The organism is Blastococcus sp. SYSU DS0619 (genome assembly GCF_054051035.1).
In genome coordinates, this window is sequence record NZ_JBJHAM010000006.1 from 105,552 (window position 1) to 130,881 (window position 25,330).

Genomic DNA, 25,330 nt, shown 5'->3' on the forward strand with positions numbered 1-25,330 from the left:
TCAGTCGACCGGCGGCGGGACGACGGGCCCCGGCGAGCCGTTGGCGGGGCTACCGCCCACGGTGTCGCCGCCCGGGTTGGTCCCGCCGCCGTCGTCACCGGTGCCGGGCGTCGTCGTGGCCGGCGGGGCGGTCGTGGTCGGCGGCGCGGTCGTGGTCGGCGGGGCGGTCGTCGTCGGCGGCGCCGTCTGCGTCGGGGTGCTCTGCGTCGACGGCGCGGCGGGGGTGCTCACCGGCGCCGGCGCCTCGGTCGTCGGCTCCGGGACGCCCTGACCGGAGTCGCCCCTGATCAGTGCCCTGTCCGGCAGCTCCTCCGCGGGAAGCCCGGAGAGGGCGGCGTTCATGTACTCCTGCCAGATGGCACCGGGCAGCCCCGAGCCGTAGATGATCTGGCCCTGGGTCGTCCGGATCGGCTCCAGGACGTCGGCACCCATCCACACCGCGGTGGAGACCGAGGGGGTGTAGCCGACCATCCAGGCGTCGGAGTTGTCCTCACGGTTGAGGCCCTGGGTACCGGTCTTGCTGGCCACCTCTCGGCCGCCGTCCAGCGAACGGCGCGAGTAGGACGCGACGTCCTTGAGCGCCACGGTGACGTCGTTGACGACGTCGGCGGGCAGGACCTGCTCACCGGGCTCGCCGGACTGCTCGTAGAGCAGCGCGCCGGCGTTGTCGGTGACCCGGGAGACGAAGTAGGCATCCCGGTAGACGCCACCCGCGGCCAGCGTGGCGAAGCCCTGCGCCTGGTCGAAGGGGCGCATCTCGTACTCGCCGATGCCGATGGACGAGCCGGTCCCCCCGTTGGCGTTCGCCAGGGTCGCGCTGCCCTCGAGGTTGCCGCTCTCCCAGGTGTCGGGCAGACCGGTCGCCGCCAGGATCGTCTCCCGGACGTTCTCCGGGCCCACCTCGTAGGCCAGGCCGTAGAACGTGGTGTTCAGCGAGCGCGTGATCGCCTCGGTGAGCGTGCAGGCCGGGCAGCTGGTGCCGCCGGAGTTGGTCACCGGCTGCTCCCGGTCGGGGAACGTCTGCGGCGAGCTGCCGTCGCGCCGGGCCTGGATGCCGATGCCCTGCTCCAGGGCCGTGGCCAGGACGTAGGGCTTCACCGACGAGCCCGGCTGCCGCTGCGCCTGCGCGTAGTCGGTCCCGACGCCGTTGCTGCCGCCGTAGTAAGCGATGACCCCACCGGTGCGCGGGTCGATGGAGACCAGGGCCGTGCGGAGGTTGTCCGGCTGACCGTTCAGGGTCTCCTGCGCGCTGACGACGGCGGCGTCCTGCGCCGGCTTGCTGATCGTCGTGATGATCTGCAGCCCACCGGCGTTGATCTGCTGCTCGTCGTAGCCCTCGGCCTCCAGCTCGTCCCGGACCTGCTTGACGATGTGACCCTCGGGGCCCTCGGGCGTGCCGAGCGGCGAGTCGCCACGCGGCAGCACCGGCGGGTACACCGAGGCCTCCCGCTCGGCCGGGGTGAGCCAGCCCTCGTCGACCATCGCGTCCAGCACCAGGCCCCAGCGCTCCTGCGCGCCCTCCGGGTTGACCTCCGGGTCGTTGCCAGAGGGGCTGCGGATCAGGACGGCGAGCACCGCGCCCTGCTGCGGGGTCAGCTCGGCCGCGGAGACGCCGAAGTAGGTGTTCGCCGCGGCCTCGATGCCGTAGGCACCCCGGCCGTAGTAGATGGTGTTCAGGTAGTTCTCGAGGATCTGCTCCTTCGAGAAGTTGTTGTCCAGCTTGATGGCCAGGAAGAGCTCCTGGAACTTGCGGCTGAAGGTCTGCTCCGACGTCAGGAACGCGTTCTTCACGTACTGCTGGGTGATCGTCGAGCCACCCTGGGTGGAACCACCGGTCACGTTGTTCCAGGCCGCCCGGACGATGCCGGTGAACGAGATGCCCGGGTCGGTGTAGAAGCTGCGGTTCTCCGCCGCGAGCACCGCCCGCTGCGCGGCCTCGCTGACCTCGGCCAGCGGCACGTTGGTGCGGTTCTCGTCGCCCAGCCGCGCCATCTCGGTCACGCCGTCGGCGTAGTAGAGGACCGTCGTCTGCTTGGTCGAGACCGAGTCGGGGCTCGGCACCTCGGTGCTGGCGTACACCACGCCCACGAAGACGCAGAGGAGGACGAACAGCCCGCCCATGACGCCGGCGGCGATCTTCAGCCGGCGCTTGCGCCGCTGCTTCTTCGGGCGGGCCTTGCCCTTCGGCGCGGGCCGGGCAGCCGGGCGGCCGGAGCCGCCGCGCGAGGCGCTCGTGCCGTTCCGGGACGACGAGGTGCCACCGCGGCCGGCCGGGGGGCGACCGCGCCCCGCGCCACCCGCCGGGGGACGGCCGGAGCCGCCGGGCGGGCGGCCGGAACCCCCGCCGCCGCCGGTGCTGCGGGTACGGGCGGCGGGCGGCCGGCGGACCGAACCGGCCCTCGGTGCGACGGGCGAGGTCTCGTCGTGGCTGGGCACGAGCACACCCCTTCCTGGACTGTCATGGTCGTCCGGGCACCTGCCCGGACACGGGGAATCGACTTCAGCTGTGGGCGCGGGCCCGGTCCGCGTCGTCGCGGGCTCGGGTCCGCGCATCGCGCGGGCCGGGTGCCGACCGGCCGGTCACGGCTCGGTGGCCGCCCGGCGCCGGCCGCGGCGGGGCCTGCGCCCCGGTTCGGGCTCAGCTCCGAGGACGTACGAGCAGTCCAGGTGGTTCCACCCGCAGCTGCGGCAGACCTCCACCTGGTAGACGGAGAACTCTTCCTGGGCGGCGTCCATGCGGGCGAGCTCGGCCTCGGTCTTGGCCTGACCGGCCACTGGCCCGAGGTGCTCGCCGTACACGTAGTTCACCTGGGTGAGCCGCTCCCGGCGGCACACCGGGCAGGCCACGTCCGTGGGTCGCCCGTGGTACTTGGCGGCGCGGGAGAGGTACGGGCTCGCGTCGCACACCTCGAACAACCCGGTGCGGCCGGCATGTACTCCCGCCAGGACGGCTCGCCGCTGCAGCGAGTAATCCACGACGGATCGACGTCCGGGCACGGCGGCCAATGTACGCACCAGCCCGTCCGACGTGCGGTTCTCCGGTCCGTCGTCCGTCCCGGGCGGCCCACGCGCCCCACTGCTGCCAGATGGATACGTCGATGGCGCCGATGTATCGTGCCGATACATCGATGCGCAGGGCCGACCGAGGAGGGCGTGGTGCTCGAGTTCGCCATCCTCGGCCTGCTGCACCAGGCCCCGATGCACGGGTACGAGCTGCGCAAGCAGCTCGCCCAGGTGCTCGGCGGGCTGCGCAGCATCTCCTACGGATCGCTGTACCCCGCCCTGCGGCGGATGCAGGCGGCCGGGCTGATCACCACCGATGAGCCCACGCCGCGTGCCCTGCTGCCGGCCGACGCACCGCCGTTGACCGGCCGGCGCGGGAAGGTGGTCTACACGATCACCGCGGAAGGCAAGGAGCGCTTCCACGAGCTGGTCGGCCAGACCGGCCCGGAGGCCTACGACGACGGCGGGCTCTTCGGCGTCCGGCTGGCCTTCTTCCGGCACACGGCCCGCGACGTCCGGCTGCGGATCCTCGAGGGCCGCCGGCGCACCGTGGAGCAGCAGCGCGAGGGGTTGCGGACCTCGCTGAGCCGCACCCGGGAGCGGCTCGACCGGTACACGCTCGAGCTGCAGCGCCACGGTCTGGAGTCGGTGGACCGGGAGGTCCGCTGGCTCTCGGAGCTGATCGACAGCGAGCGCCGGGAGGCGACGGAGCCCGCGCGCCGGGAGGCGACGGAGCCAGGAACAGAGCGCCGGGAAGCGGGCGGAGCCGCGCGGCCCGACCCGGAGCAGCCGAGCACCACGTGAAACAGGCGGCGGGTCCTCCGGCCCCGTCCGCAGTCATCCGGACCGCTCGCGGTTCACGTACACGGGACCAACGGTCCAGGGAGAAGGAGAGTCATGGGGTCAGTCAAGGTCGCCATCGTCGGCGTCGGTAACTGCGCCGCCTCGCTCGTGCAGGGCGTCCACTACTACCGCGACGCCGACGAGTCGGCGTCCGTGCCGGGTCTGATGCACGTCCGGTTCGGCGAGTACCACGTCTCCGACATCGAGTTCGTCGCCGCGTTCGACGTCGATGCCAAGAAGGTCGGCCGCGACCTCTCCGAGGCGATCGTCGCCAGCGAGAACAACACCATCACGATCTGCGACGTCCCGCCGCTGGGCGTGACCGTCCAGCGCGGCACCACCCTCGACGGGCTGGGCAAGTACTACCGCGAGATCGTCGAGGAGTCCGACGAGCAGCCGGCCGACATGGTCTCCGCGCTGCGCGAGTCCGGCGCCGACGTCCTGGTCTGCTACCTCCCGGTGGGCTCGCAGCAGGCCGCCGAGTTCTACGCCCAGGCCGCGATCGACGCCGGGGTCGCGTTCGTCAACGCCCTCCCGGTCTTCATCGCCGGCACCAAGGAGTGGGCGGACAAGTTCACCGCGGCCGGCGTCCCGATCGTCGGTGACGACATCAAGAGCCAGGTGGGGGCGACCATCACCCACCGCGTGCTCGCCAAGCTGTTCGAGGACCGCGGCGTGCAGCTGGACCGCACGATGCAGCTCAACGTGGGCGGCAACATGGACTTCAAGAACATGCTCGAGCGTGAGCGCCTGGAGTCCAAGAAGATCTCCAAGACCCAGTCGGTCACCAGCCAGGTCGACCGCGACATGGGCAAGGGCAACGTGCACATCGGCCCGTCGGACCACGTGCCGTGGCTGTCGGACCGCAAGTGGGCCTACGTCCGGCTGGAGGGCCGCGCGTTCGGCGACGTCCCGCTGAGCCTCGAGTACAAGCTCGAGGTGTGGGACTCCCCGAACTCGGCCGGCATCATCATCGACGCCGTCCGCGCCGCGAAGATCGCCAAGGACCGTGGCATCGGTGGCCCGATCCTGTCGGCGTCGAGCTACTTCATGAAGAGCCCGCCGGTGCAGTACGACGACAGCCAGGCCCGCGACGCCGTCGAGGCGTTCATCCGGGGCGACATCGAGCGCTGAGCGCAGCCGGACCTGTCACGGGGCCCGCATCTCCTCGGGGATGCGGGCCCCGCGCGTTCCTCCCCCGGTTCGCGGCCCGCGCTGCCTACGCTGCCGCCATGCCTGCCCGCCGCCAGCTGGTCCCCCGGGCGGGCGCCGCCGGGCTGATCGTGCTGCTGCTCGCCGGCTGCACCGGCAGCGAGCGGCAGGTCGGCGAACCGGTCACCGAGGACGACGCCGCGGTGCTCGCCGAGCTGCTGCACCGCAACCACCAGGACGGCGGGGCGGACTTCGTCGTCACGGTCCCGTTCTCCGAGGACGCGGTGCTGACCGTCACCGGGGAGATCGACTTCCGCCGCGCGGTCGGGCAGGCGCAGGCCGTCACCGTCGTCGACGGGGAGGACCGCGACACCCGCACCCTCTTCTTCGACCGTGACGCACTGTGGTCCGGCGACCTCCCGGGCCTGCCCGAGGCCCTCGCCGCCGCAGGCGACCCCACGGCGAGCTACCTGCGCCGGGCGCTGCCCGCGGAGGCGGGGGAGGCCGGGCTGGGGGAGGCCGAGCTGATCGACGTCGTCGTCCGGGTGCTGCAGAACCTCTCGGCGGAGAACGCCGACGACCCCGGGGACTTCCTGGACGGCTCCTACCGGTGGGGCGGGGATCAGGCGATCGACGGAGAGCCGACGACGGTCTACCGGCTGCGGGACGGGCGCACGGTCGCGGTCGACGACTCCGACGAGACGCTGGTCCAGTACCGCACGCCGCTGCCCGGCGGAGACCAGGAACTGACGGTCACGCTGGCCGACCACGGCACCCGCAGGCTCGCGCTGCCCGGCGAGGAGGAGACCGCGGCGGCGGCGGACCACCCGGAGATCGCCGACGCGTTCGGGGTGTAGGCGCGGGAGGACGTCACCGCCGGGAGAAAAGCGGGAAGGGGCGGCCTCTTCCCCAGACCGCCCCTTCCCGGAGACCTTCCTACCAGATCGCCGGCGGTCGCGCCGCACGGCGCGCGGATCAGTTGGCCGTCGGATCGGCCGTCGCCGACGACAGGACCGCCAGCCGGCCGCGCTGCCGGCCCATGACCCGCCGCCACAGCTCCGGACCGGAGAGGTCGGCGAGCACGTCACCGGGGCGGCTCGGGACGCAGGCCCAGGCGCCCTCCGCGATCTCCCCGGCCAGCTGGCCGGGGGACCAGCCCGCGTACCCGGCGAAGACCCGCAGGCCGCTCAGCCGGCCCACGAGGTCGTCCGGGTCGCCGTCGAGGTCCACCAGGTGCACGTCCCCGGCCACCGGACGCAGGCCGGCGACCGGCTCGTCCGCCGACGCGGTGGCCAGGCACAGGGCGGTGTCGGTCTCGCACGGTCCACCCACGTGGAAGACCCCGGGGGTCACGGCGAGGTCGCACCACCCCGGCAGCACGTCCCGGATCTCGACCTGGCTCGGCCGGCCGAGCACCACACCCAGCGTGCCGGTGTCGGAGTGGTCGAGGACGAAGACGACCGCCCCGGCGAAGGTCGGGTCGGTCAGCGACGGCATGGCGACCAGCAGGGCCCCCGCGCTGACGTCGTCCAGGCAGCCGATGGACAGCTGCGGTACCGCCCCGGCACGGCGGCGACCAGCCGCGGGCCGCGTGGGCGGACCGGACTCGGGCTCGGGTGACGCAGACGCCGGCGACATCTTTCCCAGTGTGCCCCAGATACGGCCGTCGGGGCGGGCCCCGGCCCCCGTCCCCCGGTCCCCCCGGAACCGTCGCGCGGCCCCGCCGCGACAGCCGCCGGGGCGGCGGTCACCCTGCGGCCGCGCGGCCTCGTCCTAGGGTGATCGGGTGGCCGAGGCGGGGACGACCGTGCGCAGCCTGCTGGCGCGCCGGGACTTCCTCCGGCTGCTCGGGACCCGGCTGCTCTCCCAGTTCGGCGACGGCGTCTTCCAGGCGGCGCTCGCCGGCACCGTGCTGTTCAACCCGCAGCGGGCCGCCGACCCCGTGGACGTCGCCGCCGGCTTCGCCGTGCTGCTGCTGCCCTACTCCCTCGTGGGGCCGTTCGCCGGGGTCTGGCTGGACCGCTGGAGCCGCCGGCAGGTCCTGCTCCGTGCCAACGTCCTGCGCGCCGGCCTGGTCGCCGTCGTCGCGGCGCTGGTCCTCGCCGGTGTCCAGGGCCCGGCCTTCTACGCGGCCGGTCTCGCCGTCTTCTCGGTGAACCGCTTCGTGCTGGCCGCGCTCTCGGCCGGCCTGCCGCACACCACCGACGACGCCTCGCTGGTGTCGGCCAACGCGCTGTCCACGACATCGGGCGCCGTGGCCACGGTGGCCGGGGGCGGCGTCGCCCTCGCCCTCCTGCAGCTCACCGGCTCCGACGACGCCGGCTACGCCTCCCTGGCCCTGTCGGCGGCGCTGCCGTACCTGGGGGCGGCGGCGGTCGTCGCCGGCTTCACCCGTGCGCACCTGGGTCCCGACCACATGGCCCGCTCGGCCCGGCTCTCGGCCGGCCAGGTGCTGGCCGGCATGGCCTCGGGCGCGCGGCACGCCTGGCAGGACCGGCACGCGGCGGCCGCGCTCACCGCCATCACCCTGCACCGGGTCTGGTACGGCGTCCTGACGTTGATGGCGCTGCTGCTCTACCGCAACACCTTCACCGACGCATCCGGCCTCTTCCCCGGCGGCCTGGTCGGCCTCGGCGAGGTGGTGGCCGCGGGCGCCGTCGGCACCCTGACCGCTGCCGCGGTGACACCGGCGGCGGTGCGCCGGATCGGCAAGGGGGGCTGGATCGCGCTGCTGCTCACCGGCGGCGGGCTGGCCCAGGTCGCCCTGGGCCTGCTGGTCCAGCCGCCGGCCGCCGTGCTGGCCGGCTTCGGGCTGGGCCTGATGGGGCAGGGCGTGAAGATCTGCGTGGACACCACGCTGCAGGAGTCCATCGACGACGACCACCGCGGCCGGGTCTTCTCCGTCTACGACACCCTGGTCAACGTGGGCTACGTCGCCGCGCTGGTGGCCGGCGCCTTCGTCCTGCCCGCCTCCGGGGTGTCCCCTCCGCTGCTCGCCGTCGTCGGCGCGGGGTACGTCGCCACCGCCCTGCTGCACACCCGCATGGCCCGGCGCTGAGACGCGCTCACAGCTCCGGGACGCACGGACCCTGCCCGAGCGCGGCGAGACCGGTCAGGTCACCGCCGGCGAAGTCGGTCACCGCGCGCCGGGTCTCCGGGAACATGAGCTCGCGGTCGTCGTCGACATGGGCGAGGCCGACCAGGTGCCCCAGCTCGTGCAGCACCACCGACCGCACCGTCGCGACGCCGTCGCGGGTGGCCAGGATCTCCGGTGCCTGCCCGGCGTCCAGGCTCACCGTGCCGGTCACGTAGACGCGCGGGCCGTCCCCGAGGGACACCGCGGTGCTGCCCGCCTGCCCGACGACGTCCCCGGCCAGGAAGGTGTTCTCCGCCTCGGTCTGCCAGCCGATCAGGACCGGTGCCCACCGGTCGCCGTAGCGGTCGGGCTGGTAGGGCGCCCGCTCCGCGATGACCTGCTCGTCGGTGTAGCCCTCGAAGACGAACCGCAGCCCGGTGAGCTCGGCGACCCGGGCGACCGAGTCGTGCACCAGCTGCTCGGTGCCCGGGGGCGCCGCGTCCGGGCGGAGCACGTAGCGGATCTCGCGGCAGGGGTCGTAGGCCACCGGGGTGACGCCGTCCTCCTGCAGGGAGACGTAGCCGTAGGTACCGCCCTGGGACGGCGGCAGCGGCGGACGCCCCAGGGGCGTCGTCGCGCCCGACGGCAGCGGCCGGTCGGTGGGCCGGGCCGGCGTCGTGGGGGCGGTCAGGCCGGGTGCGGCGGCCGGCGGGTCGCCGGACCACGGCCACGCCGGCGGATCGGAGAGCACGAGGCCGCCGGTCACCGCCGCGACGAGCACCGGCACGACCCATCGGCCGCGGCGACGGCGGCGGACCGGGGCCGGCTCGGGCGCGGGCGCGACGCCGGTGAGCTCGTCGAGGAGCCACTGCGGCGTCCGGCCGGTGGGCGACGCCGGCGGGCGGGCGCCGTCGTCGTCGGGGTGCTGCGGGTGCACACCCGTCATCTCGGCACCCCCGTCGCTCTCCTGGACCCCGGCCACCCCGCCCGGGTGGCCCGCGCGGGCCGGTCCGCGGAGCCGGTCAGGTCTGCCGGCCGGCCCACCACGCCCGCAGCGCCTCCTCGGCCTCGTCGGGGTCCAGCGGGCCCCGCTCGAGCCGCAGGTCCTTGAGGAAGCGCCAGGCCGCGCCCACCTCCGGCCCGGGGCCCAGCCCGAGGATCTCCATGATGGCGTTGCCGTCCAGATCGGGGCGGACCCGCGCCAGGTCCTCCTGCGCCTCGAGCTCGGTGATCCGCTGCTCCAGCGAGTCGTAGGTGGCGGAGAGCGCCGCGGCCCGGCGCTTGTTGCGCGTCGTCGAGTCCGAGCGCACCAGCTTGTGCAGGCGGGGGAGCAGGTCACCGGCGTCGGTGACGTACCGGCGGACGGCGGAGTCGGTCCAGTGGCCGTCGCCGTAGCCGTGGAAGCGCAGGTGCAGGAAGGTCAGCCGGGCGACGGCCTCGATGACGTCCTTGGGGTACCGCAGCGCGGTCAGCCGCTTGCGCACGAGCTTGGCGCCCACCACCTCGTGGTGGTGGAAGGAGACCCGGCCGCGGTCCTCGTGCCGCCGGGTCGCCGGCTTGCCGATGTCGTGCAGGAGCGCGGCCAGCCGCAGCACCAGGTCGGGGGAGTCGTGCTGGTCGTCGGCCCGCTCGAGCGCGATCGCCTGGTCGAGGACGGTCAGCGAGTGGGTGTAGACGTCCTTGTGCTGGTGGTGCTCGTCGATCTCCATGCGCAGGGCGGAGAGCTCCGGGAGGACGACGTCGGCCAGGCCGGTGTCGACGAACAGCTCCAGCGCCGCCCGCGGAGCGTCCTGGAGCAGGGTCTTGGACAGCTCCGCCTGCACCCGCTCGGGGGTGATCCGGGCCAGCTCGTCGGCCAGCGAGGTCATCGCCGCGACGACCTCCTCGTCCGGGGCCAGCCCCAGCTGGGCCACGAAGCGGACGGCGCGCAGCATGCGCAGCGGGTCGTCGGCGAACGACTCGACGGCGGCGCCGGGCGTGCGTAGCCGCTTCGCCAGCAGGTCGCCGAGGCCACCGAAGGGGTCGGTCACCGTGCGGTCGCTGCCCAGGGAGACGGCCATCGCGTTCACCGTGAAGTCCCGCCGGGCGAGGTCGTCGGTCAGCGAGTCGCCCCACGCCACCTCCGGGTTCCGCGACGTGCGGTCGTACCGGTCGGCGCGGAAGGTGGTGATCTCGACGCGCACCCCGCGGACCTCGGCGCCCACGGTCCCGAAGGCGATGCCGGTGTTCCACGTGGAACGGGCCCAGCCGCGCAGCAACTCGAGCACCTGCTCCGGTCGGGCGTCGGTGGTGACGTCGAGGTCGCCCGCGACGCCGGTGCCACCCGACCCGGCAGCGAGCAGGGCGTCACGCACGGAGCCGCCGACCAGGTGGGCCTCGAAACCGGCCGCGGCGAACCGCTGCCCCAGCTCGGTCAGGACGGGGGAGACGTCCACGAGCTTCCGGACGGTCTCCTGGACGGCCGGGGGCACGGGTTCCGGCTCGGGACGACGCGGCGGGGTGGCGGACACGACGAGCCAGGGTAGTGCGGCGGCCGACCCGTCCCTCCACCGTCGCCTCCGCACCCCGGTCCGCTCCTCGCTCGCTGGCGCTCGCTGGCGATGCTCCCGGGGCTGTCGCCGGCACACCCTCCGGTCCGGCTCCGCGCCCCGGTCCGCTCCTCGCTCGCTGGCGCTCGCTGCGATGCTCCCGGGGCTGTCGCCGGACTCGCGCTACCCTCCTGACATGGCTGGAACGGGCGGGCGAGGACGCCCGGGCCGCCGGCTGCGCCGGGTCGACGAGACCTCCGCCGGGGGCCTGGTGGTGGCCGACGACGGGGTGACCGGGCCCCGTGCCGCCCTCATCGGCCGCACCGACCGCCGCGGCCGGCTGCTCTGGTCGCTCCCCAAGGGGCACATCGAGGCGGGGGAGACCCCCGCCGACACCGCCGTCCGCGAGGTGGCCGAGGAGACCGGGATCATCGGCGAGGTGGTCGCGCCGCTCGGCATCATCGACTTCTGGTTCGTCGCCGAGGGCCGCCGCGTGCACAAGACGGTGCACCACTTCCTCCTGCGAGCCGTCGGCGGCGCCCTGTCCGACGCCGATGTGGAGGTCACCGAGGTCGCCTGGGTCCCGCTGGAGGAGCTGAGCACCCGGTTGGCCTACGCCGACGAGCGGGCGCTCGTCGAGCGCGCGCCCGGACTCCTGGCCGACAGCGCGTGACGCGGCCGGCTGCCGCCCGCGCCGGTGGCCGCCCCGCCGCCGCCGCGCCTGCCCCGTCCGGCGCCGCCCGGCGCGCGGCCGCGCTCGTCCCGCTGCTGGCCGGCACCCTCGCCCTCGGTGGACCGGCCCTGCTCCCCGGGGCCGGGCTCCCCCCGGCCGTCGCGGCGCCCGGAACGGCGGCCCCGGCCGACACGACCGACGCCGAGCACCCGGTCCGCGTGGACGTGGCCCGGTTCGAGCCCCGGACGGTGACGCCCGGTTCCCTCATCACGGTGACCGGGACGCTGACCAACACCGGCACCGAGCCGATCACCGACCTCGCCGTCCGGCTGCAGCGGGGGCCCGTCCTCACCGACCGTCCCGCGCTGGCGGAAGCGGTCAGCGACCCCGATCCGGCCACGGCCGTGCAGCCCGCGTTCGAGCCGCTGCCCTTCGAGCTCGGTCCGGGCGCCGGCACCGAGTTCAGCTACACCCTCGACTCCGCCGAGCTGCGGCTCGAGCAGGACGGCGTCTACCCCGTCCTGTTCAACGTCAACGGCACCGTCGACGGCGACGACGAGCGCCGGGTCGGGGAGCTGGCGACCTTCCTGGTGCAGCAGCCCGTCGTCCCCTCCTCCCGCACGACGGTCGCCTGGTTGTGGCCGCTGTCCGAGCTCAGCCACCGCGACGCCTCCGGGAACTTCGTCGACGACGAGCTCACCGAGGCGATCGGCGTGGGCGGCCGGCTCGACCGCGCCCTCGCCGTCGTGGAGCGACTGCCCGGTGGGGCTCCCGAGTCGGGGACCGGGCCGGCGGCGCCGCTGCCGGTCACCCTGGCGATCGACCCGGCGCTGGTGGAGGAGCTCGCCCTGATGGCCGACGGCCCCTACGCCGTCGCCGGCGTGCCGGACGCCGGGACGGGGACCGAGGAGGCGCAGGCGTTCCTCGACCGGTTGGGCACGGTGGTGGCGTCCCGGCCCGTCGTCGCCCTGCCCTACGGCGACGTCGATGCCGACGGCCTCCAGGCCGCCGGGCTGCCGGCGGTCGTCACCCGGAGCCTGCCGGGCACTCCGGAGGGCACCGCCCAGGACCCGATCGGCCCGCCCCCGGCCCCGGCCGACCCGGCCGGCGACGGTGAGGTGCCGCCGGCCGACCCGGGGGAGCCGCCGCAGCGGGGCGCCGGCGCCGAGATCCTGGCCGAGGTGCTCGACGTCGTACCGTCCACCGACCTGGCCTGGGCCCCGGACGGCTTCTACGACCCCGCGACGCTCGCCACCCTGCAGGCCGGGGGGATCGACCGGGTGGTCCTCGGCAGCGGCGCGCTGACCGGGGGCGCATCCGCGGTGGGCCTCGACGGGTCCGACGCCGCGGCCCGCACCTCCGTGGCGATCGGGGAGGAACCCCTGGACGTGCTGGTCGCCGACCCCACGCTGAGCAGCGTGGTCGGCGCGGCCCAGACGACCGCCGGGGGGCCGCGCATCGCCGAGCAGCGCTACCTCGCCGAGCTGGCCGCGCTCACCCTCCAGGCGCCCCCCGGGAGCGAGCAGACCGTGCTGGTCGCCCCACCCCGCGACGTCGAGGCCGGGCTGGAGGGCGCCGGCGCCATGATCTCCGACCTCGGTCTCCCCTGGCTGCAGGCGGCCGGCGTCGCGGCGCTGAGCGACGTTCCCGCGGCGGACGCCGGGTCGCTGGCGCCCCCCGGAGAGCCGACCGGCCTGGACGGTGCCGGCATGGCCACGCTCGGTGCCGCCGTCGCCGCGCGCGAGGACCTCGCCGCGGCGGTCGCCGGGGAGGCCGACCAGGCGCTGCAGTCCTACGACGCCGGCATCGCGCGGGCCGCGTCCGTGCTCTGGCGCGGTGAACCGGACGGGTTCACGGCGGCCGCCGCCGACGCGCGGGACACCCTGGCCCGGCTGCGCGAGCGGGTCACCGTCGTCGCCCCCGTGGACGGCACCTACAGCCTGGCCTCCAGCAGCGCCCCCCTCGTGCTGACGGTGGACAACCCGCTGCCCTTCCCCGTGCAGGTCCGGCTCCGCGTGGAGACGCCGGGCAACCGCGGCCTCAGCGTCGGGGACATCGGCGTCCAGACCCTGCCGCCGGAGCAGCGCACCACGCTCCAGGTGCCCACCGAGCTGCACCGCTCCGGCGGGTTCGCGGTGACCGCCCAGGTGACGACGCCGTCGGGCAGCCCCCTGGGCAACCTCGTCGAGATGCAGGTGAAGAGCACGGCGTACGGCCCGATCTCCCTGTCCATCACGATCGGGGCCGCCTCGCTGCTCGCCCTGCTGTTCCTCCGCCGGCTGGTGCACTTCGTGCTCCGCCGTCGCCGGGGGACCCCTGCCGGGACCGGTGGGACCGGCCCGGTACCGGGCGGCCTGGCCGCCCCGCCCACCCGGAGCCCGGTGTGAGCGATCGGCCCGAGACCACCGGCGACGGCGCAGCGGCGCCGGACGCCCCCGACCGGGCCCGCCCCGTCCGCCTGCCCCCGCCGCCCGCCCGCGCGGCCGCGGGGCGCCGCGCCTGGGGTTCCCCCGCTCCGCTGCCCCCGGCCCCCTACCTCGCGACCCCGCCGAGCGATGCGGTCTTCGCCGCGCCGCCGCCGGCCGACGGCGGTCCCGAGGAGGCCGTCGTCGATGGAGCCGTCCCGCCCCCGTCACGACCCCGGCCCCCGCTGCCCCCGGTCCCCCCGTCCGCGGGCAGGCCGCGTCCCCCTGCCGCTCCCGTGCCCCCGTTGCCGCCGCTGCGGCACCGCTGGGTGCCCGCCGCGGACGAGACCCAGGTCTTCCCCATGCCGGTGCTCCCGCCGGTCCCGCGCACCGCGCAGGAGACCGACGAGGAGGCCGAGCGGCGGGAGGGCGCTCCCGGCGCCAGCGGGGGCATCCTGCGCGCGGCCGGCACGATGGCCGTCGCGACGCTGGTCTCCCGCATCACCGGCCTGCTGCGGACGATGGTGCTCGCCGCCGCCCTGGGCGTGGGGCTGTTCGCCGACGCGTACAACACGGTCAACACGCTGCCGAACATCGTCTACGAGCTGCTGCTGGGCGGCGTCCTGACCTCGGTGATCGTGCCGCTGCTGGTGCACGCGCAGGAACGCGACCGGGACGACGGGGTCGCGTACGCGCAGCGGCTGGCCACCATCGCGCTGACCGGCCTGCTGGTCATGACGGTGCTGGCGGTCCTCGCCGCGCCACTGCTGACCTCGCTCCTCGGTCTCGACGAGGATCCCGAGCAGTACCGGGTGGCCAACTGGCTGGCCCGCATCCTGCTGGTCGAGATCGTCTTCTACGGGCTGGGCGCCTTCGCCCAGGCGATCCTCAACTCCCGCGGGGTCTTCGGGCCACCGGCCTGGGCACCGGTGCTCAACAACCTCGTGGTGATCGCCACGGGCCTGGCGTTCCTCGTGGCGGCCGGCCCCGGCGCCCTCGAGCCGGGCACCATCGCCCCCGGGCTGGTGTGGCTGCTCGGCATCGGCACGGTGCTCGGCATCGCGCTCCAGGCGGTGGTGCTCGTCCCGCTGCTCCGCAAGGCCGGGGTGCCCCTACGGCCCCGCTGGGGACTGCGCGACACCGGGCTGCGCGAGGCGGGGGGCCTCGGGCTGTGGGTGATCGGCTACGTGGCCGTCAGCCAGATCGGCGTCGTGGTGGCGCTGCGGATCGCCAACGCCGCCCAGCGCGAGGGCGGCCTGGGCTCCACCGCGTTCCAGTACGCCAGCCTGCTGTTCCAGATGCCCTACGGCATCATCGGCGTCGCCCTGCTGACGGCGCTGGTGCCCCGGATGAGCCGGGCCGCGGCGCGGGAGGACGTGCCGGGCGTGGTCGAGGACCTGTCGCTCGGCACCCGGCTGTCGGCGCTGGGCCTGCTGCCGGTCACCGCGGTGCTGACGGTCCTCGGCCCGCCGCTGGGCGTCCTGGCGTTCGCCCGCGGCAACACCTCGGTGGACGAGGCCCAGGCGATCGGCACCGCCCTGGCCGTCGGCGCCTTCGGCCTGCTGCCCATGGCGGTGACGCTGCTGCAGCTCCGGGTGTTCTACGCCATGAAGGACGCCCGCACGCCCACCCTCATCCAGATCGGGATGGTCGCCGTCCGGGTGCCGCTGCTGGTGCTCGTCCCCGTGCTCGTCGGCCCCGAGCTCGTCGTGGCCGGCCTGATGCTCGTCACCAGCCTCACCTACATCGCCGGATGGGTCATCGGCGACCTCGCGCTGCGCCGCCGGTTCGGCGGCCTGCGCACCCGCGAGACGTTCGGCCCGCTCGCCCGGATCGCCGCGGTGGCCCTGGCGGCGGGCCTCGTGGGCGGTCTTGTCCGGATCGTGACCGACGACCTGCTCGGACGCTCCACCACAGGGTCGCTCCTGCAGGTGCTCATCGGTACCGTGGTCGTCGGCGGCGTCGCACTGGTCGGTCTGGTGGTGGCCCGCGTTCCGGAACTCCGGGAGCCCCTGGCTGCGGTCAGGGCCCGGCTGGGACGCAGGTGACCGGAGACCACCGGTCGGAGCCGGCCGTGCCGAAGCGTCCGCCTCGGCGGTTCGAGCAGCACAGGGAGTCGACAGTGTCGATGGCGTCCACGACCACCGGCCTGCCCGACCGCTACCGCCCGCTCGACCAGATCGGTCCCGACGAGACCACCCCGACCGGCGTCATCCAGAGCTGGCGGGCCAAGGACCGCGTCCTCAACCGCGACGTCGCGATCCGGGTGCACGTCCCCGCCGGTCCCGCCGCGCACGCCTGGATCACCCGCGCGCTCACCGCCGGCGGGCTGGCCACCCCGGCGCTGGCCATGGTCTACGACGCCTCCGAGGGCAGCGGCGACCCGCAGTCCCCGGGTGGGGCCGCCTACGTCGTCAACGAGTGGATCGATGGCGAGACGCTCGCCGACCGGCTCCGCTCCGGCCCCATGCCCGAGCGCGAGGTCCGGCTGGTCCTGCGCCGGCTCGCCGAGGGCGTGGCGGAGGCCCACCGCGTGGGCCTCGCCGTCGGCGGGCTCTCGCTGGAGAACGTGGTGCTGCGGCCCAACGGCCTGGTCGGGCTCCGGGCCGTGCCCGCGGCCGCCGGCACCGTCGAAGGTGACATCGCCGCCCTCGGCGAGCTCCTGGAGGCCTGCCTGACCGGCACCGGGCCCGGCGCCTCCCCGGTGTCCGGGCCCGCCGACCTCGTGGCCCTCGCCCGCCGGGCCCGGTCCACCGCCCCCGGCCAGGGGCTGTCCAGCGTCGCGGCCATGGCGGCCCTGCTGGGCGAGCGGGGGCGCAGCGGCACCACCCAGAACCTCCACCCGAACCGCGGCGACGACACCGACGGCGGCCGCCGCCGGCGTCGCCGCGGCGAGGGCGGCGCCCCGGTGCGGCTCGAGCCCGGCACGCTGCCGCCGGTCCCGCCGATGCGCCCGGTCGGAGCCACCGCCCTGGGCGGCGACACCATCGCCGCCGGTCCGGCATCGCTCCCGCCCGCTCCCGGGGCCGACGACGAGCCCTTCGGCGTCCTGCACGGCGCCGGAACACGGGACTACGGGTACGACAGGTACGACGGCGACTACCCGCCCGAGCTCGCGGACGACGCCGACGACGAGGACGCCGCCCGGAAGCACCGGCTGGTCGTCGTGGGCCTGCCGCTGCTCGCCCTCCTCGTGGTCATCGCGCTGGCGTGGTGGTTCGGCTCCAGCGTCCTGTCCGTGGCCGACTCGGTGGACGAGGAGGTCGGCGGCTCGACCCCGCCCGCGAGCAGCGCCCCGGCGGCCGACGGCGCCGAGGAGGAGCCGGCGCCCGGGGCCGGCGCCGCGGTCGCCGTCAGCGGTGCCCAGGTCTTCGACCCGTTCGGGGACGGCGAGCCGGAGAACGACGCCGACGTGCCCCTGTCCTACGACGGCGACCCGGCCACCGCCTGGAGCACGCTGAACTACCGCGGCTCCCCGGCCTTCGGCAACCTCAAGCCCGGCGTCGGCGTCGTCTACGACCTCGGCGAGGAGCAGCCGCTCGCCGGCGTCACGGTGCAGACGGCGACGCCCGGCGCCACGGTCGAGGTGCGCACCGGCGACTCGCCCGACGGGGCGCTCGACGACTTCACCGTCGCCGCCGCCGACACGCTCGCCGAGAGCACCGACCTGGCCTTCGACGAGACCGCCACCGCCCGCTACGTGCTGGTGTGGTTCACCGGCCTGGTCGACGGTCCCGACGGTTTCTCCGCGGAGCTGGCCGAGGTCGAGGTCCGCAGCGCCGGCTGATCCCTCCTGCGGGGGACCCCCCGCCGCGAGGGAATGCCGCGCCTACGATCGGAGGTTGTGCCGCCCGTGATGAGCAACGATCCCACTCCCGGCCTGACGGTCCCGACCAGCGCTGCGCCGGAGATCCCGCCGGCCGAGCACGACGGGGTCCGCGATCTGATCATCATCGGGTCGGGTCCGGCCGGGTACACCGCGGCCATCTACGCGGCCCGGGCGAACCTGCACCCGCTGGTCCTCGAGGGCTCCCAGTTCGGTGGCGCCCTCATGACCACGACCGAGGTGGAGAACTTCCCCGGCTTCCCCGAGGGCATCCAGGGCCCGCAGCTGATGGACGACATGCGGACCCAGGCCGAGCACTTCGGCGCCGAGCTGGTGCCCTCGGACGTGACCGCGGTCGACCTCACCGCGACCCCCAAGACCGTCACGGTCGGCGACACGGTGCACCGCGCGCACGCGGTGATCGTCGCGACCGGCTCCAAGTACCGGTACCTGGGCCTGGACAACGAGCAGCGCCTGCTCGGCCGCGGTGTCTCCGCGTGTGCCACCTGCGACGGCTTCTTCTTCCGCGACCAGGACATCGTGGTCGTGGGCGGCGGTGACTCCGCGATGGAGGAGGCCACCTTCCTCACCCGGTTCGCCAAGACCGTCACCGTGGTGCACCGCCGCGAGGAGCTGCGGGCCTCGAAGATCATGCAGCAGCGGGCACAGGACAACGACAAGATCCGCTGGGCGCTCGGCAAGCAGGTCACCGACGTGATCGGCGACGCCACGGTCTCGGCCGTGCAGCTGACCGACGTCGTCACCGGTGCCACGGAGACCATGCCGGCGACCGGCATGTTCCTGGCGATCGGGCACGACCCGCGCAGCGAGCTCTTCGCGGGCCAGCTGAAGCTGGACGACGAGGGCTACGTCCAGGTCGAGCACCCGACCACCCGCACCAACATCGACGGCGTCTTCGCCTGCGGCGACGTCGTCGACCACATCTACCGCCAGGCGATCACGTCGGCCGGCACGGGTGCCGCCGCCGCCATCGACGCCGAGCGGTGGCTCGCCGACACCTTCGACGAGCGCTGAGCCGACCTCCCCGCCCCCCGTCGGACGACCGGGCATAACCGCCGGGCCGATCCCGTTGTCCGGGCAGGGAATCTCGTCAGCGCCAGCAACGAGCCAGTCGACCAATAGGGAGAACGACCATGGCAGGCAACACCGTGACGGTCACCGACGCCAGCTTCGCCACCGAGGTGCTGGGCAGCGACAAGCCCGTGCTCGTCGACTTCTGGGCGGAGTGGTGCGGGCCGTGCAAGATGGTCGCCCCCGTGCTGGAGGAGATCGCCTCCGAGCACGGTGACAAGCTCACCATCGCCAAGCTCAACATCGACGAGAACCCGCAGATCGCCCGCGACTACCAGGTCATGTCGATCCCGACCATGACGGTCTTCCAGGGCGGCAAGCCGGTCAAGAGCATCATCGGGGCCAAGCCCAAGGGCGCGATCCTGAACGACCTCGCCGACTACATCCAGTAGGAACCGTGCCCCGCACGGGGCGTGGTCACGCTGGGTACGAGGAAGGCCCACCCGTCCACCGGACGGGTGGGCCTTCGCCGTCCCCGGGGGAGGGTCGCGCGCCCCGGGTGCGCCGACCGGGGCGGGAAGGACGACAATCGGGGGCACGATGGGAACCGACAGCCGCATGCAGCCCCTGAGGCCGGGGGACCGCGGACCGGCCGTGGCCGACGTGCACGCCGCCCTCCGCAGTCTGGGCCTCCTCCCCGCCGCCGCTGACGGCGCGGACCCCGGCCTGGACTCGGCGGAGTACGACGCCGCCACCGAGCTCGCCGTCCGCCACTTCCAGCAGGTGCGCGGCCTGTCCGTGGACGGCCGGGTCGGCGAGGAGACCTACCGGGCGCTCAGCGAGGCCCGCTGGTCGCTGGGCGACCGGCTGCTGCGCTACGACCCCGAGCGCCCCATGCGCGGCGACGACGTGATCAACCTCCAGGAGCGGCTGCTCGAGCTCGGCTACGACGCCGGCCGCGCCGACGGGATGCTGGGCCCGGAGACCGAGGTCGGCCTGCGAGCGTTCCAGCGCGACTACGGCCTGACCTCCGACGGCACCTGCGGGCCGGCCACCCTGCGCGCCCTGCGCCAGCTGGGCCGCAAGGTCACCGGCGGGCGTCCGCAGCTGCTGCGCCAGAGTGCGTCGTTCGTCGAGAGCGGGCCGCACCTGATCGGCCGGCGGATCGTCGTCGACGCCGGGCACGGCGGCCCCGACGCCGGGATCACCTCCGGCGAGACCACCGAGGCCGACCTGGTCTTCGACCTCGCCTCCCGGATCGAGGGTCGGCTCGCCGCCGCCGGGGCCACCGTCTACCTGACGCGGGGCCGGTCACAGGGGCCGGCACTCGCCGAGCGGACCGCCTTCGCCAACGACGCCCGCGCCGACCTCTTCCTCTCCCTCCACATGGACGCGCACAGCTCGGAGCACGCGCGCGGGGTGGCCAGCTACTACTACGGCACCGGCTCCGGGGCGTCGTCGACGGTGGGGGAGCAGTTCGCCAACCTGGTGCGCCGCGAGATCGTGGCCCGCACCGGCATGCTGGACCTCGGCTCCCACCCCAAGACGTGGGACCTGCTCCGCATGACCCGCATGCCCGCGGTGCGGCTGGACTGCGGCTACCTGTCGCACCCGGTCGACCGGCTGCTGCTGCTCGACGCACGGGTCCGCAGCGCCATCGCCCACGGCGTCCTCGCCGCCGTCCAGCGGCTCTACCTCCCCGCCGAGGCCGACCCCCCGACCGGCACCTTCGTCCTCCCCGGCAAGGCGTAGCGCTATTGCATCGTCGTCCTCCGGACGACACCGCGGCCAACGGCCGTCCCCCTATGGGGCTGAGCGTCTCCGTCGCGCCTACGCGGAACCCTCCGGGCCCCACTCAGCACGACCCGGCACAGGACACCGCGGCCAACGGCCGTCCCCCTATGGGGCTGAGCGTCTCCGTCGCGCCTACGCGGAACCCACCGGGCCCCACTCAGCACGACCGGACCAGTGCCGTTCCCGCCTACCGCGGCACCTGGCCGCGGTGCCGCCCGGGAGGGCGGCAGATGCCGTAGTGACTGAACAGTCCGTCCTTTCACGTGTTGCGTGCGGCCGGTCCTCCCGCGCTGCTTAGACTCTTCAAGGTGGCCACCATCCCGCCCGGCACGCCTGCCGGTCCCGGACAGCAAGGGGCGCACCCTGGTGCGCACCCCCATCCCGCGCCGCGGCATCCGCGGCTCGACCCGCTGGCCGACCGGTACGCAGCACGCACGCACGGGATGAAGACCTCGGAGATCCGCGCGCTGTTCTCCGTGGTGAGCCGTCCCGAGGTGGTCTCCCTCGCCGGTGGCATGCCCGCCGTCACCGCCCTCCCGCTCGACGCCGTCGGCTCGATGATCGGCGACCTGGTGTCGGGGATGGGCGCGCAGACGCTCCAGTACGGCTCGGGCCAGGGTGACCCGCGGCTGCGCGAGCGGATCTGCGACGTCATGGCGCTCGAGGGCATCACCGACGCCTCGGCCAGCGAGGTGGTCGTGACCGTCGGGTCCCAGCAGGGCCTCGACCTGGTCACCCGCGTGTTCGTCGACCCCGGGGACGTGATCCTCGCCGAAGCGCCGTCCTACGTCGGCGCGCTCGGGGTCTTCCAGTCCGCCGAGGCGCGCGTCCGGCACGTCGCCATGGACGACGACGGGCTGATCCCCGAGGCCCTGGAGGAGGCGCTGGTCGCCTGCCGCGCCGCCGGCGACCGGGTGAAGTTCCTCTACACGGTGCCGAACTTCCACAACCCGGCCGGCGTCACGCTGTCCGAGCCGCGCCGCGAGGCGATCATGGCGATCGCCGAGCGCTGGGACCTGCTGATCGTCGAGGACAACCCCTACGGGCTGCTGGGCTTCGAGCAGGAGCCGATGCGCGCGCTGCGGGCCCGGGACGCCCAGCGGGTCATCTACCTCGGCTCGTTCTCCAAGACCTTCTCCCCGGGGCTGCGCGTCGGCTGGGTCCTCGCCCCGCTGGCGGTCCGCGAGAAGCTCGTCCTGGCCACCGAGGCGCAGGTGCTCTGCCCGCCGTCGCTGACCCAGTACGCGGTCGCCCGCTACCTGGACACCCAGCCCTGGCGCGAGCAGATCAAGCTGTTCACCGAGCTCTACCGGGAGCGCCGCGACGCCTGCCTGGAGTCGCTCGAGGCGATGATGCCGGCCGGGACCTCGTGGACCCACCCGCACGGCGGGTTCTACGTCTGGCTGAAGCTGCCGGCGGGGCTCGACGCCAAGCTCATGCAGCCGCGGGCCGTGGGGGCGCTCGTGGCCTACGTGCCGGGGATCGGCTTCTACGCCGACGGCAGCGGCCAGGAGTACATGCGGCTGTCCTACTGCTACCCGGAGCCGGACCAGATCCGGGAGGGGGTGCGCCGGCTGGCGCGCGTCATCGAGGCCGAGCTGGACCTGCACTCCACTTTCGACAAGGTCGACACCGGGACGTTCCGCGCCGTCCGGGCGGGCTCCGGTCACGACGCCGAGTCGATGGTCGGGCCGGCCAACAGCGACCGATACGAGGACGGCCGAGCATGACCGAGTCCACCGCCGCGCCCGCGCCGGCCCCCGACGCCCCGCCGGAGCCGCTGCGCGCCGTCGTCCTCGCCGGTGGGCTGACGTTCGAGCGGGAGGTCAGCCTCTCCTCGGGCACCCAGGTCGTCGAGGAGCTGACCCGCGCCGGGCTGGACGCGGAGCTGCGCGACGCCGACGCCGAGCTCCTGCCCGGTCTGGCCGCCGCCCCCGCCGACGCCGTCTTCATCGCCCTGCACGGTGCCACCGGTGAGGACGGCGCCCTCCGGGCCGTGCTCGACCTGGCCGGGGTGCCGTACGTGGGCTCACCGGCGGCCGCCTGCCGCCTGGCCTGGGACAAGCCCGCCGCGAAGTCGGTCGTCCGGACCGCCGGGGTGACGACGCCGGACTGGGTGGCGCTCCCGCACAGCACCTTCCGCGAACTGGGTGCGGGCGCGGTCCTGGACCTGATGGTCGCCCGGCTCGGCCTGCCGCTGATGGTCAAGCCCGCGTCCGGCGGCTCCGCCCTGGGCGTGCAGAAGGTCAGCCGGGTCGAGGACCTCCCCGCCGCCATGGTGAGCTGCTTCGCCTACGGCGACACGGTGATGGTCGAGCGGTTCGTCGAGGGGGTCGAGGTGGCCCTGGCCGTCATCGATCTCGGCGACGGCCCGGAGGCGCTGCCCGCCGTCGAGATCGAGCCCGAGTCCGGCGTCTTCGACTACACCTCCCGGTACACCCCGGGTCTCACCGAGTACCACGCCCCCGCCCGCATCCCGGACGAGGCTGCCGCCCGCGCCGCCGAGGTGGCCGTCCGGGTGCACCAGGTGCTCGGGCTGGCCGACCTCTCCCGCACCGACGCGATCATCACGCCGGACGGCGAGGTCCACTTCCTCGAGGTGAACGTCTCGCCGGGGCTCACCGAGACCTCCATGTTCCCCATGGCGGTGGAGGCGGCCGGCCACGAGCTCGGCGACGTCCTCGCCCGGTTGCTGGCCCGCCGGGCCGGCGCCGGCAGCTGATCCGCGCACCCGGCACGACAACGCCCCTTACGTCAGTGACGTAAGGGGCGTTTTCGCACGGGCTAGGTGGCTCTCAGACCTCGGGACGACGTCCGGTGATCTCCGGCGCCATGACGCCGATGATCCGCTGGAGATCGTCTACCGAGCCGAACTCGACGACGATCTTGCCCTTGGCCCGGCCGATCTGGATCTTCACGTTCGTCTCGAACATGTCGGACAGCCGTGACCCCAGCTCCTCCACCCCGGGAGCGCTGATGTTCCGAGCGCGGCGCTTGGCCGTCGGCTGCTCGGTCGCCGCCATCGCCACGGCCTCCTCGGTCGCCCGGACCGACATCCCCTCGGCGACGATGCGGGTGGCCAGCGCGTCCTGCGCCTCGGCGTCGGGCAGTCCGAGGAGCGCCCGGGCGTGGCCGGCGGAGATGACGCCGGCGGCGACCCGGGTCTGCACCTTCACCGGCAGCTTCATCAGCCGGATGGTGTTGGTGACCTGCGAGCGGCTCCGGCCGATCCGCTGGGCCAGCTCCTCGTGCGTCGCCCCGAACTCCTCCAGCAGCTGCTGGTAGGCGGCGGCCTCCTCGAGCGGGTTCAGCTGGACGCGGTGGATGTTCTCCAGCAGGGCGTCGCGCAGCATGGCGTCGTCCGTGGTGTCGCGGACGATCGCCGGGACGCTCTCCAACCCGGCCGCCCGCGACGCGCGCAGCCTTCGCTCGCCCATGATGAGCTCGTACCGGCCGTCGCCCGCCTCACGCACGACGATCGGCTGGAGGAGACCGAACTCCCGGACGCTGTGGGTGAGCTCCTCGAGCGCCTCGTCGTCGAACACCTGCCGCGGCTGCTTCGGGTTCGGGACGACGTCGTCGACCGCCACCTCGCGGAGCTGCGCGCCGGGCACCCCGACCGTGCCGGTATCCGGTGCCGCCGCAGGGGCGGGCACCAGGCTCATCGGCGACGACGGGGACCCGGGCACCGGCTGACCGGCGCCGTTCGCCGGGCCCGCCGGCGCCGACTCCGGTCGGGCGTCGTCCTCGGCCTGCTGGGGAGCGGGTGTGGCCGCCGGCAAAGGAGTGGGGGGCGGCCCGGTCGGGATGAGCGCCGCCAGCCCGCGTCCCAGGCCGCCTCGCTTCGTCATGACTGCTCCTCGCTGGCAGTGTTGCTCACTGGGATTCCTGGGTGCGGAAGGGAACCGCGGTCTCGCCGAAAGCGAGGGCGCCGACCGGGGTGGCGCCGTTGCTGCCGGCCCCGCTGTCGAGCGGCTGCAGGGCGACCCCGCGCTGGGCGAGCTCGCGCGCCGCCTCCACGTAGCTGGTCGACCCGCGCGACCCCGGGTCGTAGGTCAGGACGGACTGCCCGTAGCCGGGCGCCTCGGAGACGCGGACGTTCCGCGGGATGACCGCCTGGAGCACGAGCTCGCCGAAGTGGTTGCGGACCTCGTCGGCGACCTGGTCGGCCAGCTTGGTCCGTCCGTCGTACATCGTCAGGAGGATGGTCCGGACGGCGATCCCCGGGTTGAGGTGCTGGCGGACGAGGTCGATGTTGTTGAGCAGCTGACCCAGACCCTCGAGCGCGTAGTACTCGCACTGGATGGGGATGAGCACCTCGTCGCCGGCCACGAGCGCGTTGAGCGTCAGCAGACCCAGCGACGGCGGGCAGTCGATGAGCACGTAGTGCGGGCGGCGCTCCTGGGGGAGCGCCGCGACGTAGGCCTCGATCGCGCGGCGGAGCCGGTGCTCGCGGGCGACGACGGAGACGAGCTCGATCTCGGCGCCGGCCAGGTCGATGGTCGCCGGCACGCACAGCAGGTTCGGGCTGGCGGTCGTCGGGTGCACGACCTCCGACAGCGTGCTGTCGCCGACGAGGGCGTCGTAGATGCTCGGGGTCCCCACGGTGTGCTCCACCCCGAGGGCGGTGCTGGTGTTCCCCTGCGGATCGAGGTCGATCACCAGCGTCCGCAGCCCGTAGAGGGCCAGCGCCACACCGAGGTTCACCGTGGACGTCGTCTTGCCGACGCCGCCCTTCTGGTTGGCGATGGTGATGACCCTGATCCGTCCGGGCGCCGGGAAGGGCTCCTGATCGGCGGCGTGGAGCACGCGCGTCGCGCGCAGCGCCTCCATCGCGATCGGGCTGTCGAAGTCCGCCATGCTCCCGGCGGACGACGCCGACGACTGGTCTGCGGCCAGGTTGCTGCGCAGCCGCTCGCCCGGGTCGGTCATCGCGGGTCCTTCCTCTGCCGGCGGCGTTTCACGTGGAACGGATCGGGTAATTGCGCCTGTTCCACG

The 25,330-nt window shown here is 74.4% G+C and carries 20 protein-coding genes; 13 read left to right on the top strand and 7 right to left on the bottom strand.

From position 1 onward, the window contains the following. Together ACI79T_RS10350 and ACI79T_RS10355 are read right to left on the bottom strand one after the other, a co-directional pair. A complete protein-coding gene (locus ACI79T_RS10350; RefSeq protein ID WP_456609976.1) occupies positions 1-2,436 on the bottom strand; it encodes a transglycosylase domain-containing protein in 2,436 nt (811 codons plus the stop codon). Between the two features lie 144 nt (positions 2,437-2,580). Further along, positions 2,581-2,997, bottom strand: a complete 417-nt coding sequence (locus tag ACI79T_RS10355) for a DUF5318 family protein (RefSeq protein WP_456609977.1) — start codon at positions 2,995-2,997, stop codon at positions 2,581-2,583. Positions 2,998-3,156: 159 nt separating this feature from the next. Here ACI79T_RS10355 and ACI79T_RS10360 point away from each other — a divergent pair, with 159 nt between their 5' ends. The 3 genes from ACI79T_RS10360 (at position 3,157) to ACI79T_RS10370 (ending at position 5,855) form a co-directional block, all read left to right on the top strand. Next, positions 3,157-3,807: a PadR family transcriptional regulator gene (locus ACI79T_RS10360; protein ID WP_456609978.1), complete on the top strand. Its 651-nt coding sequence runs from the start codon at positions 3,157-3,159 to the stop codon at positions 3,805-3,807. A 93-nt stretch (positions 3,808-3,900) separates the two neighbouring features. Further along, positions 3,901-4,980, top strand: coding sequence for an inositol-3-phosphate synthase (locus ACI79T_RS10365; RefSeq protein ID WP_456609979.1), 1,080 nt, complete (start codon positions 3,901-3,903; stop codon positions 4,978-4,980). A gap of 98 nt (positions 4,981-5,078) precedes the next feature. Beyond that, the gene (locus tag ACI79T_RS10370) at positions 5,079-5,855 is read left to right on the top strand and encodes a hypothetical protein (protein ID WP_456609980.1); all 777 of its coding nucleotides are present in this window, start codon (positions 5,079-5,081) and stop codon (positions 5,853-5,855) included. A 118-nt stretch (positions 5,856-5,973) separates the two neighbouring features. On the opposite strand, the gene ACI79T_RS10375 is transcribed toward ACI79T_RS10370, so the two are convergent. After that, positions 5,974-6,636, bottom strand: coding sequence for a YqgE/AlgH family protein (locus ACI79T_RS10375; RefSeq protein ID WP_456609981.1), 663 nt, complete (start codon positions 6,634-6,636; stop codon positions 5,974-5,976). A 148-nt stretch (positions 6,637-6,784) separates the two neighbouring features. Here ACI79T_RS10375 and ACI79T_RS10380 point away from each other — a divergent pair, with 148 nt between their 5' ends. Further along, on the top strand, positions 6,785-8,056 hold the full coding sequence (locus ACI79T_RS10380; protein ID WP_456609982.1) for an MFS transporter: 1,272 nt from the start codon (positions 6,785-6,787) through the stop codon (positions 8,054-8,056). A gap of 7 nt (positions 8,057-8,063) precedes the next feature. Here ACI79T_RS10380 and ACI79T_RS10385 read toward each other — a convergent pair whose 3' ends face one another. Both ACI79T_RS10385 and ACI79T_RS10390 read right to left on the bottom strand, forming a co-directional pair. Next, on the bottom strand, positions 8,064-9,020 hold the full coding sequence (locus ACI79T_RS10385) for a matrixin family metalloprotease (protein WP_456609983.1): 957 nt from the start codon (positions 9,018-9,020) through the stop codon (positions 8,064-8,066). Between the two features lie 76 nt (positions 9,021-9,096). Beyond that, a complete protein-coding gene (locus tag ACI79T_RS10390) occupies positions 9,097-10,584 on the bottom strand; it encodes a CCA tRNA nucleotidyltransferase (protein WP_456609984.1) in 1,488 nt (495 codons plus the stop codon). Positions 10,585-10,798: 214 nt separating this feature from the next. Between ACI79T_RS10390 and ACI79T_RS10395 the strand changes: the two genes are divergently transcribed. From ACI79T_RS10395 to ACI79T_RS10435, 9 genes are all read left to right on the top strand, one after another. Beyond that, entirely contained in the window at positions 10,799-11,275 is a 477-nt protein-coding gene (locus tag ACI79T_RS10395) for an NUDIX hydrolase (RefSeq protein WP_456609985.1), read from the top strand. Then, the gene (locus tag ACI79T_RS10400) at positions 11,272-13,662 is read left to right on the top strand and encodes a DUF6049 family protein (RefSeq protein WP_456609986.1); all 2,391 of its coding nucleotides are present in this window, start codon (positions 11,272-11,274) and stop codon (positions 13,660-13,662) included. The genes ACI79T_RS10395 and ACI79T_RS10400 overlap by 4 nt, the downstream gene beginning before the upstream one ends. 314 nt (positions 13,663-13,976) lie before the next feature. Then, positions 13,977-15,728 carry a murein biosynthesis integral membrane protein MurJ gene (gene murJ, locus ACI79T_RS10405; protein ID WP_456609987.1) on the top strand — a complete coding sequence of 584 codons (1,752 nt, stop codon included), beginning with the start codon at positions 13,977-13,979 and terminating at the stop codon, positions 15,726-15,728. A gap of 80 nt (positions 15,729-15,808) precedes the next feature. Continuing rightward, the gene (locus tag ACI79T_RS10410) at positions 15,809-17,467 is read left to right on the top strand and encodes a hypothetical protein (protein WP_456609988.1); all 1,659 of its coding nucleotides are present in this window, start codon (positions 15,809-15,811) and stop codon (positions 17,465-17,467) included. A gap of 69 nt (positions 17,468-17,536) precedes the next feature. Further along, the gene (trxB, locus tag ACI79T_RS10415; RefSeq protein WP_456609989.1) at positions 17,537-18,541 is read left to right on the top strand and encodes a thioredoxin-disulfide reductase; all 1,005 of its coding nucleotides are present in this window, start codon (positions 17,537-17,539) and stop codon (positions 18,539-18,541) included. 119 nt (positions 18,542-18,660) lie between these two features. Beyond that, positions 18,661-18,990: a thioredoxin gene (gene trxA / locus ACI79T_RS10420; RefSeq protein ID WP_456609990.1), complete on the top strand. Its 330-nt coding sequence runs from the start codon at positions 18,661-18,663 to the stop codon at positions 18,988-18,990. 202 nt (positions 18,991-19,192) lie between these two features. Further along, positions 19,193-20,290, top strand: a complete 1,098-nt coding sequence (locus ACI79T_RS10425; RefSeq protein WP_456609991.1) for an N-acetylmuramoyl-L-alanine amidase — start codon at positions 19,193-19,195, stop codon at positions 20,288-20,290. 485 nt (positions 20,291-20,775) lie between these two features. Next, positions 20,776-22,062, top strand: a complete 1,287-nt coding sequence (locus tag ACI79T_RS10430) for an aminotransferase-like domain-containing protein (protein WP_456609992.1) — start codon at positions 20,776-20,778, stop codon at positions 22,060-22,062. Further along, positions 22,059-23,054, top strand: a complete 996-nt coding sequence (locus ACI79T_RS10435; protein ID WP_456609993.1) for a D-alanine--D-alanine ligase family protein — start codon at positions 22,059-22,061, stop codon at positions 23,052-23,054. Before ACI79T_RS10430 ends, ACI79T_RS10435 begins: the two co-directional genes overlap by 4 nt. Positions 23,055-23,127: 73 nt before the next feature. Here ACI79T_RS10435 and ACI79T_RS10440 read toward each other — a convergent pair whose 3' ends face one another. After that, positions 23,128-24,183: a ParB/RepB/Spo0J family partition protein gene (locus ACI79T_RS10440; RefSeq protein ID WP_456609994.1), complete on the bottom strand. Its 1,056-nt coding sequence runs from the start codon at positions 24,181-24,183 to the stop codon at positions 23,128-23,130. A 25-nt stretch (positions 24,184-24,208) separates the two neighbouring features. Continuing rightward, positions 24,209-25,264 carry a ParA family protein gene (locus tag ACI79T_RS10445; protein WP_456609995.1) on the bottom strand — a complete coding sequence of 352 codons (1,056 nt, stop codon included), beginning with the start codon at positions 25,262-25,264 and terminating at the stop codon, positions 24,209-24,211. Positions 25,265-25,330 lie beyond the last annotated feature (66 nt).